The following is a 14,150-nucleotide window of genomic DNA, read 5'->3' as shown; positions in this document are numbered from 1 at the left end:
CCGCAGCCATGCTGCAGTTGCTCACTGAAGACCCCGGTTAGCGGATCGCTCGGCGGCCAGCAACGGGGCTGGCGGTACTGCTGGTCTGTTGCGGTGCGAAACCTTTACGATCGGAGAAGATTGTCACTGCCCGATCTGGTCGCGCAGGCGCGCCAGAGATTCATCTCGGCCGAGCACGGCCATGACGTCGAAGAGCGGCGGCGAGGTGGTGCGGCCGGTCAGCGCCGCACGCAGGGGCTGCGCGACCTGGCCGAGCTTCAGGCCCTGCGCTTCGGCGAACTTGCGGATCTCGCCCTCGGTGCTCCCCGCGGTCCACTCGACGAGCGCCTCCAGAGCCGGAACGACGAGGCGCAGGCGCTCGCGGGCCTCCTCGCCGAGCAGCCCCTTCGCCTTCTCGTCAACGACGAGCGGCCGCGCGGCGGTGAGGTAGTAGGCGCTGTCGATGAGTTCGACGAGCGTCTTTGCGCGCTCCTTCAGCCCCGACATCGACAGGATCAGCTTTTCGCGAAGCTCCGGCGCCATCGGCTCTGGCACGATGCGCTGGATGGCATCGGCGAGCTCCGCGTCGCCGCTTTCGCGGATGTAGCGGCCGTTGAGGTTCTCGAGCTTGGCGAAGTCGAACCGCGCCGGGGAGCGGCCGATTGCCTTGAGATCGAAGGCCGCCACCATCTCCTCGGTGGAAAACACCTCCTGGTCGCCATGGCTCCAGCCGAGGCGGACGAGGTAGTTGCGGAGCGCCGCCGGCAAGTAGCCGAGGTCGCGATAGGCCTCCACGCCGAGCGCGCCGTGGCGCTTCGAGAGCTTGGCGCCGTCGGCCCCGTGGATCAGGGGAATATGCGCCATTCCCGGCACGTCCCAGCCGAGCGCCTTGTAGATCTGCGCCTGGCGGGCGGCGTTGGTGAGGTGGTCGTCGCCACGGATGATCTGGGTGACGCCCATGTCGTGATCGTCGACCACGACCGCGAGCATGTAGGTCGGCGTGCCGTCCGAGCGGAGCAGGACGAGGTCGTCGAGATCCTTGTTCTGCCAGGTCACACGGCCCTGGACCGCGTCCTCGACCGTGGTCTCGCCCTCGATCGGCGCACGCAGGCGGATCACGGACTTGGCACCGGCCGGCGCCTCGGAGGCGTCGCGGTCGCGCCAGCGGCCGTCGTAGCGCGGGGCGCGGCCCTCGGCGCGGGCCAGGTCGCGCATCTGCTGGAGCTCTTCGGCGCTGGCGAAGCAGCGATAGGCATGGCCGGCGGCGAGCAAAGATTCTGCCGCTTCGCGATGGCGCTCGGCGCGGGAGAACTGGAAGATCGGATCGCCGTCCCAATCGAGGCCGAGCCAGCGCATGCCGTCGAGGATCGCGTCGATCGCGCCCTGCGTGGAGCGCTCGCGATCGGTGTCCTCGATCCGCAGCAGCATCCGGCCGCCGAAGCGGTGCGCATAGAGCCAATTGAACAGGGCCGTGCGCGCCCCGCCGATATGCAGGTAGCCCGTAGGCGAAGGCGCGAAACGCGTGACGACGTTGGACGGCATCGAGAAAGCTGACTGCTGAGAGGGAGCGAAGCGGCAGGATCTGTGGATCGACCGCGCCGTTCGGCGGGGTCCGGAGCCCGATCCGGTTGGGGCCTGTAGCACGGGCGAGCCGATGCGTTAAGAAAACGTCAGGCGGTCCTGCGCACGGCGCCGCGATGGAACCGAACGATGGCGGGGGAGCGCTCGGCAGCGGCGACACGTGGCCTCCCGGCCCGCGCCGCCGGCCGACTGCCTTCGCTCGACCTCGGTGCGCTGCGTGACGGCTTCACGGGTGCCGTTGCTTTCGAAGCCGGCCAGCGCCGGCTGTTTCCGTGGCTCGCAGTGGCCTTCGGCGCCGGCATTCTCGTCGAGCTCACAGCAACGCAGGGGCAGCCGAACCTCGCCGCGCCGCTGGCGGGTGCCGGGCTCGCCCTTGCCGCGACGGCTGCCCTTCGTGCCCGGCCGGTGGCGCTCGCGCTGACGCTTGGCATCGCCGCCTTCCTCCTCGGCTTCGCAGCCGCGGCCTATCGCGTCGCCAGCCTGGCGAGCCCGATCCTCGCCCGCACCACGATCGCGCCGCTCACGGGCCTCGTTGAGGCGCTCGACGAGCGAGAGCAGGGGGCGCGGCTGATCGTGCAGGTCCTCGCCCTCGGCTCCCTGGAGGAGGGCGCGCGGCCGACGCGGGTCCGCGTGTCGTACCGCAAGGCTCAGGCGATCCGGCCCGGCGACCGGATCAGCGCCAGCGCCCGCCTGCTGCCCCCACCCGAGGCCGCGCGTCCCGGAGGCTACGACTTCGCTCGCGACGCGTATTTTCGCGGCATCGGCGCGGTCGGCTCGCTGACCGGCCGGATCGACGTGATCCCCTCCACCGAGCGGCTGCCCTGGAGCCTGCGCCTCGCCGCCGCGGTGGATGACGCGCGCAACGCGCTCACCCGCCGCATCACCGACGCCACGGGAGGGCAGGGCGGGGCGGTCGCCGCCGCCCTGGTCACTGGAAAGCGCGGATTGATCTCGCCGCAGACCAACGACGTGCTGCGCGCGGCCGGGATCTATCACGTTGTGTCCATTTCCGGTCTGCACATGGTGCTGGCCGCGGGAGTGGTGTTCTGGCTGGTGCGCGCGCTGCTGGCCCTCGTGCCGCTCCTCGCGCTGACCTGGCCGATCAAGAAGATTGCGGCAGGCGCAGCGATGGTCGGCGTCACCGCCTACTGCGTGTTCTCCGGCTGGGACGTCGCTGCAGAGCGCTCGTGGATCATGACCCTGGTGATGCTCGGCGCGATCCTCGTCGATCGCCCGGCGCTGAGCATGCGCAACCTCGCGCTCGCCGCGATGATTGCGCTGGCCCGCGAGCCGGAGGCGCTGCTCGGCCCGAGTTTTCAGATGTCCTTCGGCGCCGTCGCCGGGCTCATCGCTTGCTCGCCGTTGTTGAGCGCGCGTCTGTTCGCCGGCGAGAAGCGCGGCTGGATCGGGCGTGGCCTGTCCTTCGTGATGACCGCGGCGGTCGGGACGTTGGCGACGACCCTCGTCGCGCAGATCGCGACGGCGCCGTTCTCGACGTACCATTTCCAGACCGTCCAGCCCTTCGGGCTCGTCGGCAATGCGCTGACCCTGCCGCTCGTCTCGCTGGTGGTGATGCCATCGGCGGTCGTCGGCATCCTCGCTTATCCCTTCGCGCTCGATCAGCCGATCTGGTGGCTGATGGGGCAGGCGGTGAAGGGCATGCTGGTGATCTCGACCTGGATCGCCGGGTTCGGTCAGGCGAACCTCGTGGTGCCCGCCTTCGGCCCGGCTGCGCTATCGCTCTTGGCCTGTGCTCTGCTGGTGGCGACGCTCTCGGTGTCGCGCCTCCGCTGGCTGGCGCTGCTTCCGGCCCTGAGCGGGCTGGCGCTCGCCGCGGCACCGACGCGCTACGACGTCTTCATCGATCGCGAGGGGGCGGGCGCCGCGGTCCGCGGCGCCGACGGCCGGCTCGCGGTCCTGGGGAAGCCGCCGAATTTCGTGTTGGAGCAGTGGCTCAAGGCGGATGGCGACGGGCGGCGTCCCGATCAAGTGGCCGCAGGGGAGGGCGCGCATTGCGACCGGCTCGGCTGCACGATCCACACGGTGGATGGTCGCTCGCTCGCCCTGACAAAGGACAAGCGCGCCTTTCACGAAGACTGCGCCCGAGCCGACATCCTGATCAGCCGCCGCGATGCTCCGCCGGGCTGTGCATCTGCCCTGATCGTCGACAGAAAGTTCCTTGCCGAGCACGGTGCGGTGACGATCCGGCTCGATCCCGCCGGGCCGGTCCTCTCCACGGTTCGAAAACCCGGGCCCCCACCGCCCTGGCGAATGGCCTCCCAAGTCAAGCCGCCGGACAAGCCGGCCGCCGCCGCCGTCGATCCGCCATCCGGCTTCGCCGCCTGGGCGAAGAAGCCGTTCGAGGAGCCCGAACCGTCTGCCGACGACGCCCCCGTCGAGCCGCTTCAGTAACGTCGCACGAGGCTGACGAGCTTGCCCTGGATCTGCACCCGGTCGGGACCGAGCACTCGGGTCTCGTAGGCAGGGTTCGCCGCTTCCAGCGCGATCGAGGAGCCGCGGCGGCGCAGGCGTTTGAGGGTCGCCTCCTCGTCGTCGATCAGCGCAACGATGATGTCGCCGGTCTGGGCCGTGTCCTGCTTGCGGATGACGACGAGGTCGCCGTCCAGGATGCCCGCATCGACCATCGAATCACCACGCACTTCCAGCGCGTAATGCTCGCCACCGGCGAGGAAGTCCGGCGACATCGCGACGGAATGGCTCTCGTTCTGGATGGCCGAGATCGGCGTACCGGCGGCGATCCGGCCCATGACCGGTACCATGACCGACCGACCGTCCTCGCTGGCGTACTGCGTCTGCGCAGGCTTCGGCGGAGCGGCCTTGGCGCGGCCACCCTCGACCACGCTCGGCGTGAACCGGCGGATCTCGGCCTGAAGCGCGGGCTGCGGACGGCTGGCGACGGCCTCGGGAATGCGGATGATCTCGATGGCCCGCGCCCGGTTGGGCAGGCGGCGCAGGAAGCCGCGTTCCTCCAGGGCGGTGATCAGCCGGTGAATGCCGGATTTCGAGCGCAGATCGAGCGCGTCCTTCATCTCGTCGAAGGAGGGGGGAACCCCGCTCTCGCTCAATCTCTGCTGGATGAACTGGAGCAGCTCAAGCTGCTTGCGCGTCAACATGCGAGCCACCTGGGAGAGAGAGCGATCGCCGGGCGAGAGACCGCAGAAACAAACCACGAACACGGTAGACGTTCCTCAAGTGTTCTGCAAGGCTGCGTGAATGTGATTGCTCGTTCGATGAGCAGGACCGCGTCTTCGTCGCCGATGGACGTATCGGGCGGGAGGCCGTATTGCGGCGCGCAATGGATGCGGATGCCGACGGGACGATGAGAGCCGAGCGGGGCAAGCGGATCGCGGTGCTGGCTCTCGCGGCCTCGGTCGGCGGAGCCGCGGTCGCGCCGGCCGCCCTCGCCGAGGAGCCGGCTGCGATCCGTCCATCCGATGCGAGGGCCGGGACCGAGCGCTTGATCGAGACCCTGAGTGCCCGCCTGCTCGCCGCCCATAGCGCGACCGCCGTCCTGGAGGCCTGGTGCGCCGAGCGCGGACTCGCGATCGACCCGCATCTAACGGCCGTCCGGGTTCCGGGACCGGACAAGCCGCTCTCAGGCATTCAGCGCGAAAGGTTGGCGATTGGTCCCGACGAGCCCATCCGCTACCGGCGCGTGCGGCTGACCTGCGGCGAGCATGTCCTGTCGGAAGCCGACAACTGGTACGTGCCGGGCCGCCTGACGCCGGAGATGAACCAGGTGCTCGACACCACGCAGACGCCGTTCGGCCGCGTTGTCCACCCGCTCGCACCGAGCCGGCGCAACCTCTCGCTGAAGACGCTCTGGACGCCGACCGATCTCGAAATGCCGGGGCCGGAGAAGAAGCTGTTCTACGTCGAAGCGGTCCTCTCGACGGCGGCCGGCGTGCCGTTCTGCGAAGTGGCCGAGACCTATACCGGCGCGGTGCTGGCGCGCGGCGAGCGCTGAGCGGCGAACGCCGGGCTCTGCGGCGCCGTCGGGTGAAGAGCGGCTTGCACGCTTCCGTTGCTGCAGGCTACCGATACTCCATGAGGCTGCACGCGAGATGCGCCCGAGGAGGAATCATGATCGCCAGCCGCGTCCTTCGCTCATGTGCTCTCGTCGTGCTGGCGATGCTCGCCTGCCAGTCCGCATCCGCTCAGCCGGGCGGCGATCCGAGCGGCACCTGGCTCACGGAGAGTGGATCGAAGGTGCGGGTGGCACGCTGCGGGAGCGGCTATTGTGGGATCCTCGCCAGCACCACTGGCTCGGGCCTCGACGTCAACAATCCCGATCCGGCGCTCAAGACCCGCAAGCTCGTCGGCGTTCAGATCCTCTCGACCACGTCCCCGACCGCGGATGGCTTCGAGGGCACGCTCTACAATCCCAATGACGGCAAGACTTATTCGGGCTCGATGACTCCGAAGGGCGCGGATCACCTGGCGGTTTCGGGCTGCGTGCTGCGCGTGCTCTGCAAGAGCCAGACCTGGACGCGGGTGAAGTAGGTCTCGCCCATCCACCGAGGTTCGATCTGCGCGCTCTTGTCCCTTGGAGGAGCGTGAGCGCACGGGCTATGTCCGACGCATTGTGAGCGGCTCATAAGAAGCCGCCCGATCCGAGGAACGCCCACGATGATGTTTCGAATTCTCCTGATTGCCGGTCTGCTTGCGGAAGCCACGCTTCCCGCCGCGGCAGAGGATGCGGCGCCCCCGAAGCCCATTCGGAATGCGCCGGCCCCGCAAGCCCTGACGCTCGCCGCCTATGTCTACGCCGCCTCGAACGTCTGCGGTTACCGGATCGGCGTGCCCGAATTCGATGCGCTCCTGGCCAAGATGAACGTCAAGGCGGAGGATGTCGGGCCGCGCGGCGCGTTCGGGTCGCATATCCAGGGCATGTTCACGATGATGTCGAACGATATGGCGCTGCATCGCGAGCAGTCCTGCATCGCCGTGGCCGGCGAGTACGGCCCGGAGGGCAACATCGCCAAGAACGTGCTCCAGCCAGTGGCAGCAGGCGAGACACCGCCGGCTCCTCCGCCGGCCAAGGCTCCGGAGGCCGCGCCGGCCAAGTAGCGGCCGAGCCGGCCCGGCAGCTTTCTGCGACATTGGGAATCGTCTCCCGACCGGCCTGCATCGCTCTATCTGCCGTTCGACATGTTCGTGTTCGAGTGGATCGTCGCGGTTCTGGTCGGGGCCGTGCTGCTGGCGGGGTTGGCGCGGCGCATCGGCGCGCCGTATCCGGCCTTCCTCGCCCTCGGCGGGGTCGTGCTCGCCCTGGTGCCGGGCTTCCCAAACCTGCGGCTCGATCCCGATCTGGCGCTGGCTCTGTTCCTGGCGCCCGTCCTGGTCGATGCGGGCTACGCGACCTCGCTGCGCGACATGCGCATCAACTGGCGGCCGGTCGCCGGCCTCGCCGTCGGCGCGGTGGCGGTGACCACGGCGGCGGTGGCGATCGTGGCCAAGCTGCTAGTGCCCGGCATGCCGCTCTCGGCGGCGATCGTGCTCGGCGCGATCGTGGCGCCCCCGGATGCCGTGGCGGCGCTCTCGGTGCTCGCACATGTTCCGCTGCCGCACCGACTCACCACCATCCTGCGCGGCGAGAGCCTGCTCAACGATGCGGCCTCCCTGTTGATCTACCGGCTCGGCGTCGCCGCAGCGGTCACCGGCCAGTTCAGCCTGTCCGAGGTCGCGCCGGCCTTTCTGATCGGGGTGATCGGCAGCCTGATCGCCGGGCCCCTCGTCGGCCGGGTCTACCTCTTTGCGATGCGCTGGGTGCGCGACCCGGCGAGCAGCATCGTCCTGCAATTCGCCGCCGCCTTCGGCGTGTGGATCGCCGCCGAGGCCGTGGAGCTGTCGGGCGTGCTCACGGTCGTCAGCTTCGCGGTCACGGTGGCGCGTTACACCCCAGAACAGACGGCGCCGCGCCCGCGCATCCTGTCCTATGCGGTCTGGGATACGGCGATCTTCGTCCTGAACGTGCTGGCCTTCGTGCTGATCGGCAACCAGATCGGCCCGATCCTCGAACGGCTCCACGCCACCGAGCATCTCCCCTACGCCCTCGTCGCCGGCTCCGTGTTGCTCACGGTGATCCTGGTAAGGATCGCCTGGGTGCTGCCGGCGAGCGGTATCCGGCGGATCGGCTTCTCGGCGAAGGCGCGCGCTCCGAAAGACTCCGTGCTCGATCTCGGAAACGCCTTCCGCAAGGGCATCGCGGCCGGCGGGCGCGAGCCCCCGGATCTCGGGCCGGGCGCCGGCTTCGCGGTGTCCTGGGCGGGGATGCGCGGCCTCGTCACCATCGCCGGCGCCCTGGCGCTGCCGGAGGGCGGCCCCAATGGCGGCTTTCCCTATCGCGACCTGATCGTGCTCACCGCCTTCGCCGTGGTGCTCGGCACGCTGGTGATCCAGGGGCTGACCCTGCGCCCGCTGCTGGCCTGGCTGAAGCTCGAGGACACCGATCCCGTCGGGCACGAGATCGGCTGGGGCCGTGCGGAGGCCTACGGCGCGGCGATCCGCAGCCTGGAGGGCGACGAGTCCGAGATCGCCGAGGCGCTGCGCCGGGAGTTTCGGCTGGTCGTCGAGGAGGCGGAGGAGCACGAGGAGGGGCTGGCGCCCGAAAACCTGCCGGCCGACGATGCCCGCCGCCGGGCGATCCAGGCCGCCCGCGAGCGCATCCTCGCCCTGCGCCGGGCCGGCGAGATCGGCGACGACGCCTTCTTCGTCCTGGAGGAAGAGTTCGACTGGACTGAATTGAGCGCGACGCCTCGGGCGGAAACCTGAGCTTGGCCGGTTGACGTAGCAATTCTAGGTAGGCTTTTGCGTGGTGTCGGCTTCTCGGGGCCAGCGGAAGACTCGTCTCAATGACCCCCGTCGCGCTTCTCGAACTCGTGCTCGTCCTCGTCGGTCTGGCGGTGGTGCTGTCGCTCGCCGCCGCGCGGCTCCGGCTGCCCCCGGCCGTGGCGCTGGTGATCGGCGGGATGGCGCTGGCGCTCGTTCCGCATCTTCCGGCCGTCCAGCTCGACCCGGACCTGATCATGGTCCTGTTCCTGCCGCCGCTCCTGCAATCCTCGGCCTGGTTCACGGTGTGGCGGGACTTCAAGGCCGAGCTCCGGCCGATCCTGATGCTCTCGGTGGGGGCCGTGGCCTTCACCACTTTCGCGGTCGGCGTCGTCGCGCATCTCGTGATGCCGTCGCTGCCCTGGGGAGCCTGTTTTGCGCTCGGCGCGATCGTCTCGCCGCCCGATGCGGTCGCCGCCAAGGCCGTGCTCGAACATCTGACGCTGCCCCGCAGGCTCACCACGATCCTCGAAGGCGAGAGCCTCGTGAACGATGCCTCGGGTCTCGTGCTCTACCGCTTCGCGGTCGCAGCCGCGCTGACCGGCGCCTTCAGCGCGGTCGAGGCCGGTGCCAGCTTCCTCTGGCTGGCCGTCGGCGGGATCGGCATCGGTGTGCTGATCGGTCTCGTCATGAACTGGTTGTTCCGACGCATCACGGACGGCCTGATCCTGATCGTGCTGACCTTCCTCGTCGCCTGGGCGAGCTACATCCTGGCCGAGCGGGTGCACGCCTCGGGCGTGCTCGCCGTGGTCGCCTGCGGATTGATGATGGGCTCGCGCGAGCATGAGCTGCTCGGCGCGCAGGTCCGCATGCAGGCGGTCGCCGTCTGGGGCTTCGTGGTCTACGTCCTGGAAGCACTCGTTTTCGTGCTCATAGGCCTGGCGCTACGCGGCGTGCTGGAGCGGATGAGTGAGGGCGAGGTGTTCCGGGAGGCGCTGCCCCTGGCGCTCGCGGTCTCGGCCGTGGTCGTGATCTCGCGCTTCGTCTGGGTGTTTCCGGCGACCTATCTGCCGCGCTGGCTTTCGCGGTCCCTGCGCGAACGCGATCCCTCGCCGCCGCTCGCAATGCCGATCATCGTGGGCTGGGCCGGCATGCGCGGCGTCGTCAGCCTGGCGGCGGCCCTGGCGCTGCCGTTGGAATTTCCGGGTCGCGACGCGGTGCTGCTCGCGTCCTTCGCGGTCATCCTGTTCACGGTGCTGGTTCAGGGGCTGACGCTCGGGCCGCTGATCAAGCTGCTCAAGCTCGAAGCCGCGAGCGGCGCGGCCGCAGAGCCGCTCGATCTCGTCGGCGCACGCGTCGTTGTGGCCCAGGCCGGGCTCGATGCGCTCGAAGCGACCCGAGTCGCAGGCTCCGACGAGCTGCTGCATCCGAAACTCACCGAGGAGTACCGCAAGCGCGTCCGCGCCGTGACCTGGACCCGCGACGCGGGGATCGGCCGATTGGCCGACCGCGACGCGCATTTCGAGGCGGCGCTCCTGGCGCATCGCGCGGGACGCGATGCGCTGATCAAGCTCCATCGCGAGAACCAGATCCACGTCTCGGTCCTGCGGTCACTCGAAAGCGAGCTCGATCTCGAAGAGCTCCGGCTGAAGCGCCTTGCGACAGTGGGGGTCGGCGGCCACTGACAGCGGTTAGCTGCGGCCGAGACGTCCCTCGATCGCATCCCAGACCGACACCGCGAGGTCCGGCCCACCAAGTCGCTTGATGGCGCGGATGCCCGTCGGCGAGGTCACGTTGATCTCGGTCAGATGCCCGTCGATCACGTCGATGCCGACGAGGATCAGGCCGCGGCGCTTCAGCTCCGGACCGATCGTTGCGCAGATCTCGCGCTCGCGATCGGTGAGGTCTGAGGCGCCGGCCGCTCCGCCGCGCACCATGTTGGACCGAATGTCGCCCTTGGCCGGCACGCGATTGATCGCACCCATCGGCTCGCCGTCGACCAGGATGATGCGCTTGTCGCCCTCGGAGACCTTGTCGAGGAAGCGCTGAACCACCCATTGCTCGCGGAAGGTCACAGAGAAGAGATCGAACATCGAGCCGAAGTTCGGATCGTCCTCCGTCACCCGGAACACCGCGGCGCCGCCATGCCCGTGAAGCGGCTTCATCGCGATGGTGCCGTGCTCCTTGCGGAAGGCCTCGATCTCTGCCCTGTCGCGCGAGATCAGGGTCGGCGGCATCAGCTCGGGGAAATCGAGGACGAACAGTTTTTCGGGCGCGTTGCGCACCTCGGCCGGGTTGTTGACCACCAGCGTCTCGCCGGTAATCGCCTCCAGCATGTGCGTCGCCGTGATATAGGCCATGTCGAAGGGCGGATCCTGGCGCATCAGCACCACGTCCGTCTGCGTCAGCTCGACCCGTTCGATCGAGCCGAGCACGGCATGCGCGCCCTCGACGTCCTGCACCGTCACCGGCTCGACGCGAGCGACGACGCGCCGACCCTGCATCGAGAGCCGGTCGGGCGTGTAGTAAAGCAGGCGATGCCCCCGCGCCTGAGCCTCGAGCATCAGTGCGAAGGTCGTGTCTCCGGCGATGCGGATCGCCTGGATCGGGTCCATCTGGACCGCGACGGTGAGGGCCATGGATATCCTCGATGTTGGTGGGAGGTGGCCCCCTCCGGCCGTTGGTGAGGTCTAGCGCCTGCCAGCCTTGCTGGAGGACTTGCGATCATAATCGCCGATCGCCGCCTTGCACTCGGGCGAGAGCCGGGGGCGGTTGCGATTCATGCAGTCGTCGGCCTCGGAGCCGTTCGGATCGACGCCAGCGCATAGGCGGAAGAAGTCGTTGGCGCAGTTGAGCTGAAGGCCGGGATCGTCGCGCTGCGCGAGGGCAGGGCCAGTGGCGGCGAGGAGCAGGGCGAGCGGCGCAATCGTCAGTACCGTCGACAGGCCCTTCGTCGGCCTCCCGAATCGTGCCGAATCCGAATTCATCCTGATGTCCTCATGCGCTTGCGCTCATGGCGTTTCGAGACGGCATATCGGGCGCCGCCCGACGTAAGCAAGCGCGTCGGATTGCCGGAGACACCCGATCGGCAGCATGGGTCGCTTACGGGCAACACAGGGGGGACGCCTCCGCAGATACGAAGAGGCCCCGCTCTGGGGTGAGCGGGGCCGAAGTCGAAGGGAGGAAACGCCCGCCTTGGGCAAAACCTATAATGCAAGAGGCGGGCCGAACGGCATGGCCGTGCCGTTTCAGGACGTCGCGCAGCCGATCTCGGCAGGCGCCAGTGCCTTCCGAAGCCGGCGTCTGCCGCTGTTGCAGAGTTGCGTCGGGACGGATGCGATTTCGGCTTGGAAACCCTCCGTTAACGATGCCGTGCTGATCTTGCCCAGCGCCAAGCCGGGCGGATCCTTCGTCCGGTGACCTCGTACCGATACACGCACCCCCGACGGGTGACCGGAACGACAGCCGCACGGAACCGCACGGGATCATCCGCATGAACTCCCGCAACACCTTGTCGAAAAGCCGCGAGGCGGAGCATCGGCCGTCGGCGACGGTGATCGCGCTCACCTCGTCCGGCACGCGCCGTTTCCGGCGCGACGCGTCCGATACCGAACCCATGGGCCAGATCCTGCTCTTCACGGGCGTCCGTTACGAGCGGATGCCGGAGGTGCAGGAGGAGCGGCCGGTCCGGCAGCGCAAGCGCTCGTGACACCGGGGTTCAAACCTGGTCTCCCGCGGCTCCTGTCGATCGCCGGCCTCTGTCTGATCGGCGGCTGCGCCCAGGAGGGCGATTTCGGAAGGCCGGCGCCGAGCGCCTGGAATTCCCTGATCGATACCACCGGCTCCATCGCGGCAGGCATCCGCGACGAGCCCTCCTCGTCCTTTCCGCTCACCGATGACGAGCACTTGCTCCGCGACCGAGCGTGGCGCTTCCTGATGCCGGCGCAGGGACGTGCCGCCTTCCTCGACGCGATCGCGAATTTGACGCGCGCGCGCGTGCTGCCGCCGAGCTGGCGGGAAAACGATATCGAGGGCTATCACGACGAGCTGATCGCAGGCGCGTTCCGTTCGCCGTCCTCGCGCTACGGCCGTCTCTCCGAGGACGCCACCGCGGATGGCCGCCTGATCCCGCCCTTCGCCGCATCCGCCGCGCGGGTGATCGAGGCCGACAAGCTGCGACTGCGCAGCCTGCCCTTCACGAAGAGCCTCAACGACGACGACGTGCGCGACGCGGCCATGCGGGTGGCGGAGAACCGTTGCCTGATCGCCTGGGTCCGCCTTGAAACCGGGCTTCGCGTCGCCCGCTATCGCTACGCGCTCGAGCATTTCATCGTCGAGATGCCGGGACGCGAGGCGGTCGGCGCCGAGCGCGCCGTGACCTTCCTCGACGAGCGCCGCGTGATCCTCGCCGGACTGCTGCCAGCGGAGGCCGAGGCACGCTGTGGCCTCGTCCAGACCGCTGCACCGGTGGCCAGGCTGGCCCCGACGGTGGTCGCAAAGTACTGAAACCGTCCGCCGGCTGGTCCCCCCCGATTCCACGAGTCCCGAGATGCGAACCATCGTCTATGCCGATGGCGGCTGCGATCCCAATCCCGGTCCCGGTGGCTGGGGTGTCGTCATCCAGATCCCCGATGCGCCGGTGGAACTGCATGGCGGTGAGCTCGTCACCACCAACAACCGCATGGAACTGACCGCCGCGATCAGTGCGCTCGAATATTTCCCGGAAGGGACGGCGATCGAGATGCGCTGCGACAGCCAGTACGTCGTCAAATCCGTGACCGAGTGGATACCGGGCTGGAAGCGGCGCGGCTGGCGCACCGCGAACGGCCCGGTGAAGAACGTCGACCTGATGGAGCGCCTCGACGCGCTCGCCCGCAGCCGCGACGTGCGCTGGACCTGGGTGCGCGGCCATTCCGGCGAGGCTGGCAATGAGCGCGCAGACCGGCTCGCCGCCGCGGGACGGCGCGTGGCCCTCGGCCTCCCGGCGGTGGAGGAAGCGTCGGTCGAGAAGCCCTCGGCCGTGCCGGCGGCGGCCACCGTTTCGATGAAGGTCGACGCCGGCCTCGCCGATGCGGTCGCCCAGGCGGCCGAGCGGGCCGGTCTCCCCACGGAGGCGTTTGTCGCCGAGGCCCTGAGGTTCGCGCTCGAACTCGGCCCCGAGCGCGTCGCCCGCATCCGCAAAGAAGTCGCGCTGGAGAGCGCCGCACCGCGACCCGGCGAGCTGTTCTGACCGGCAGCGTGGATCCGGCCTTTTTCGCCCGTCCAGCCGCTGTGGTCGCGGCAGATCTGATCGGGCACACGCTTCTCGTCGCGGGCGTTGGCGGCATCGTCGTCGAGACCGAGGCCTACGATCGCGAAGACCCGGCCTCGCACAGTTTCGCGGGTCCGACCCGGCGCAACGCCAGCATGTTCGGCCCGCCCGGCCATGCCTACGTCTACCGCTCCTATGGCCTGCACTGGTGCCTGAATCTGGTCTGCGAACCGGCCAGCGCCGTACTGCTGCGCGCCCTCGAACCGACCGATGGCCTGGACGCGATGCGCGCACGCAGGGGCCTGAGCGAACCTCGGCTGCTCTGCGCCGGGCCGGGCCGTCTGTCTCAGGCGCTCGCCATCAACTTGGTGCAGGACGGATTACCGCTGGATCGGCCGCCCTTCGCTTGGCGTGAGCCGGCTGCCCCGGTGAACGTCGCGGCCGGCACGCGCATCGGCATCAGCCGCGGCGTCGAGACGCCCTGGCGCTTCGTGCTCGCCGGATCGCGTTTCGTCAGCAAGCCGCTGCCGAGACCGAGGGATTGAGG

14 protein-coding genes are annotated in these 14,150 nt (G+C 69.1%); 10 read left to right on the top strand and 4 right to left on the bottom strand.

The window, feature by feature from the left end; all coding sequences use genetic code 11:
- Positions 1 to 123: 123 nt before the first annotated feature.
- Positions 124 to 1,521, bottom strand: coding sequence for a glutamate--tRNA ligase (gltX, locus tag GGR33_RS05425; RefSeq protein ID WP_183502694.1), 1,398 nt, complete (start codon positions 1,519 to 1,521; stop codon positions 124 to 126).
- 168 nt (positions 1,522 to 1,689) lie between these two features.
- On the opposite strand from gltX, the gene GGR33_RS05420 reads away from it, so the two are divergent.
- Complete coding sequence (locus GGR33_RS05420) at positions 1,690 to 3,972, top strand: ComEC/Rec2 family competence protein (RefSeq protein ID WP_183502692.1); 2,283 nt, start codon at positions 1,690 to 1,692, stop codon at positions 3,970 to 3,972.
- Here the strand turns inward: GGR33_RS05420 and lexA are convergent.
- Positions 3,966 to 4,694, bottom strand: a complete 729-nt coding sequence (gene lexA / locus GGR33_RS05415) for a transcriptional repressor LexA (RefSeq protein ID WP_183502690.1) — start codon at positions 4,692 to 4,694, stop codon at positions 3,966 to 3,968. The two genes, GGR33_RS05420 and lexA, sit on opposite strands and share 7 nt — an antisense overlap.
- 206 nt (positions 4,695 to 4,900) lie before the next feature.
- Between lexA and GGR33_RS05410 the strand changes: the two genes are divergently transcribed.
- From GGR33_RS05410 to GGR33_RS05390, 5 genes are all read left to right on the top strand, one after another.
- On the top strand, positions 4,901 to 5,548 hold the full coding sequence (locus GGR33_RS05410) for a hypothetical protein (protein ID WP_183502688.1): 648 nt from the start codon (positions 4,901 to 4,903) through the stop codon (positions 5,546 to 5,548).
- Positions 5,549 to 5,712: 164 nt separating this feature from the next.
- Positions 5,713 to 6,084, top strand: a complete 372-nt coding sequence (locus tag GGR33_RS05405) for a DUF2147 domain-containing protein (RefSeq protein ID WP_246412893.1) — start codon at positions 5,713 to 5,715, stop codon at positions 6,082 to 6,084.
- A gap of 126 nt (positions 6,085 to 6,210) precedes the next feature.
- Positions 6,211 to 6,651, top strand: a complete 441-nt coding sequence (locus tag GGR33_RS05400; RefSeq protein ID WP_183502684.1) for a hypothetical protein — start codon at positions 6,211 to 6,213, stop codon at positions 6,649 to 6,651.
- 81 nt (positions 6,652 to 6,732) lie between these two features.
- Positions 6,733 to 8,355, top strand: a complete 1,623-nt coding sequence (locus tag GGR33_RS05395; protein WP_183502682.1) for a cation:proton antiporter — start codon at positions 6,733 to 6,735, stop codon at positions 8,353 to 8,355.
- Between the two features lie 80 nt (positions 8,356 to 8,435).
- Entirely contained in the window at positions 8,436 to 10,037 is a 1,602-nt protein-coding gene (locus GGR33_RS05390; protein ID WP_183502680.1) for a Na+/H+ antiporter, read from the top strand.
- Positions 10,038 to 10,043: 6 nt separating this feature from the next.
- On the opposite strand, the gene gshB is transcribed toward GGR33_RS05390, so the two are convergent.
- Entirely contained in the window at positions 10,044 to 10,991 is a 948-nt protein-coding gene (gene gshB, locus GGR33_RS05385; RefSeq protein WP_183502678.1) for a glutathione synthase, read from the bottom strand.
- A gap of 51 nt (positions 10,992 to 11,042) precedes the next feature.
- Positions 11,043 to 11,339 (bottom strand): hypothetical protein, encoded by a 297-nt coding sequence (locus GGR33_RS05380; RefSeq protein WP_183502677.1) that lies wholly within the window; start codon positions 11,337 to 11,339, stop codon positions 11,043 to 11,045.
- A gap of 506 nt (positions 11,340 to 11,845) precedes the next feature.
- Between GGR33_RS05380 and GGR33_RS05375 the strand changes: the two genes are divergently transcribed.
- Genes GGR33_RS05375 through GGR33_RS05360 form a run of 4 tightly spaced genes read left to right on the top strand, consistent with a single transcriptional unit; the run spans position 11,846 to position 14,148 of the window.
- Entirely contained in the window at positions 11,846 to 12,061 is a 216-nt protein-coding gene (locus GGR33_RS05375) for a hypothetical protein (protein ID WP_183502675.1), read from the top strand.
- Positions 12,058 to 12,858 (top strand): hypothetical protein, encoded by an 801-nt coding sequence (locus tag GGR33_RS05370; RefSeq protein ID WP_284211304.1) that lies wholly within the window; start codon positions 12,058 to 12,060, stop codon positions 12,856 to 12,858. Before GGR33_RS05375 ends, GGR33_RS05370 begins: the two co-directional genes overlap by 4 nt.
- A 43-nt stretch (positions 12,859 to 12,901) precedes the next feature.
- A complete protein-coding gene (gene rnhA / locus GGR33_RS05365; RefSeq protein ID WP_183502673.1) occupies positions 12,902 to 13,582 on the top strand; it encodes a ribonuclease HI in 681 nt (226 codons plus the stop codon).
- Between the two features lie 8 nt (positions 13,583 to 13,590).
- Positions 13,591 to 14,148 carry a DNA-3-methyladenine glycosylase gene (locus GGR33_RS05360; RefSeq protein WP_183502671.1) on the top strand — a complete coding sequence of 186 codons (558 nt, stop codon included), beginning with the start codon at positions 13,591 to 13,593 and terminating at the stop codon, positions 14,146 to 14,148.
- The last annotated feature ends 2 nt before the right edge of the window (positions 14,149 to 14,150 follow it).

The sequence above is a fragment of the Methylobacterium brachythecii genome (genome assembly GCF_014196345.1).
GTDB lineage: Bacteria > Pseudomonadota > Alphaproteobacteria > Rhizobiales > Beijerinckiaceae > Methylobacterium > Methylobacterium brachythecii.
This window is presented reverse-complemented; position numbering and strand designations above follow the sequence as displayed.

Bases quoted from the DNA above. Each gene is read 5' to 3' on its own strand.
- GGR33_RS05395 (WP_183502682.1), top strand. From the start codon at position 6,733: ATGTTCGTGTTCGAGTGGATCGTCGCGGTTCTGGTCGGGGCCGTGCTG.
- GGR33_RS05410 (WP_183502688.1), top strand. From the start codon at position 4,901: ATGAGAGCCGAGCGGGGCAAGCGGATCGCGGTGCTGGCTCTCGCGGCC.
- lexA (WP_183502690.1), bottom strand. From the start codon at position 4,694: ATGTTGACGCGCAAGCAGCTTGAGCTGCTCCAGTTCATCCAGCAGAGA.
- GGR33_RS05380 (WP_183502677.1), bottom strand. From the start codon at position 11,339: ATGAATTCGGATTCGGCACGATTCGGGAGGCCGACGAAGGGCCTGTCG.
- gshB (WP_183502678.1), bottom strand. From the start codon at position 10,991: ATGGCCCTCACCGTCGCGGTCCAGATGGACCCGATCCAGGCGATCCGC.
- GGR33_RS05375 (WP_183502675.1), top strand. From the start codon at position 11,846: ATGAACTCCCGCAACACCTTGTCGAAAAGCCGCGAGGCGGAGCATCGG.
- gltX (WP_183502694.1), bottom strand. From the start codon at position 1,521: ATGCCGTCCAACGTCGTCACGCGTTTCGCGCCTTCGCCTACGGGCTAC.
- GGR33_RS05405 (WP_246412893.1), top strand. From the start codon at position 5,713: ATGCTCGCCTGCCAGTCCGCATCCGCTCAGCCGGGCGGCGATCCGAGC.
- GGR33_RS05420 (WP_183502692.1), top strand. From the start codon at position 1,690: ATGGCGGGGGAGCGCTCGGCAGCGGCGACACGTGGCCTCCCGGCCCGC.
- GGR33_RS05390 (WP_183502680.1), top strand. From the start codon at position 8,436: ATGACCCCCGTCGCGCTTCTCGAACTCGTGCTCGTCCTCGTCGGTCTG.
- GGR33_RS05400 (WP_183502684.1), top strand. From the start codon at position 6,211: ATGATGTTTCGAATTCTCCTGATTGCCGGTCTGCTTGCGGAAGCCACG.
- rnhA (WP_183502673.1), top strand. From the start codon at position 12,902: ATGCGAACCATCGTCTATGCCGATGGCGGCTGCGATCCCAATCCCGGT.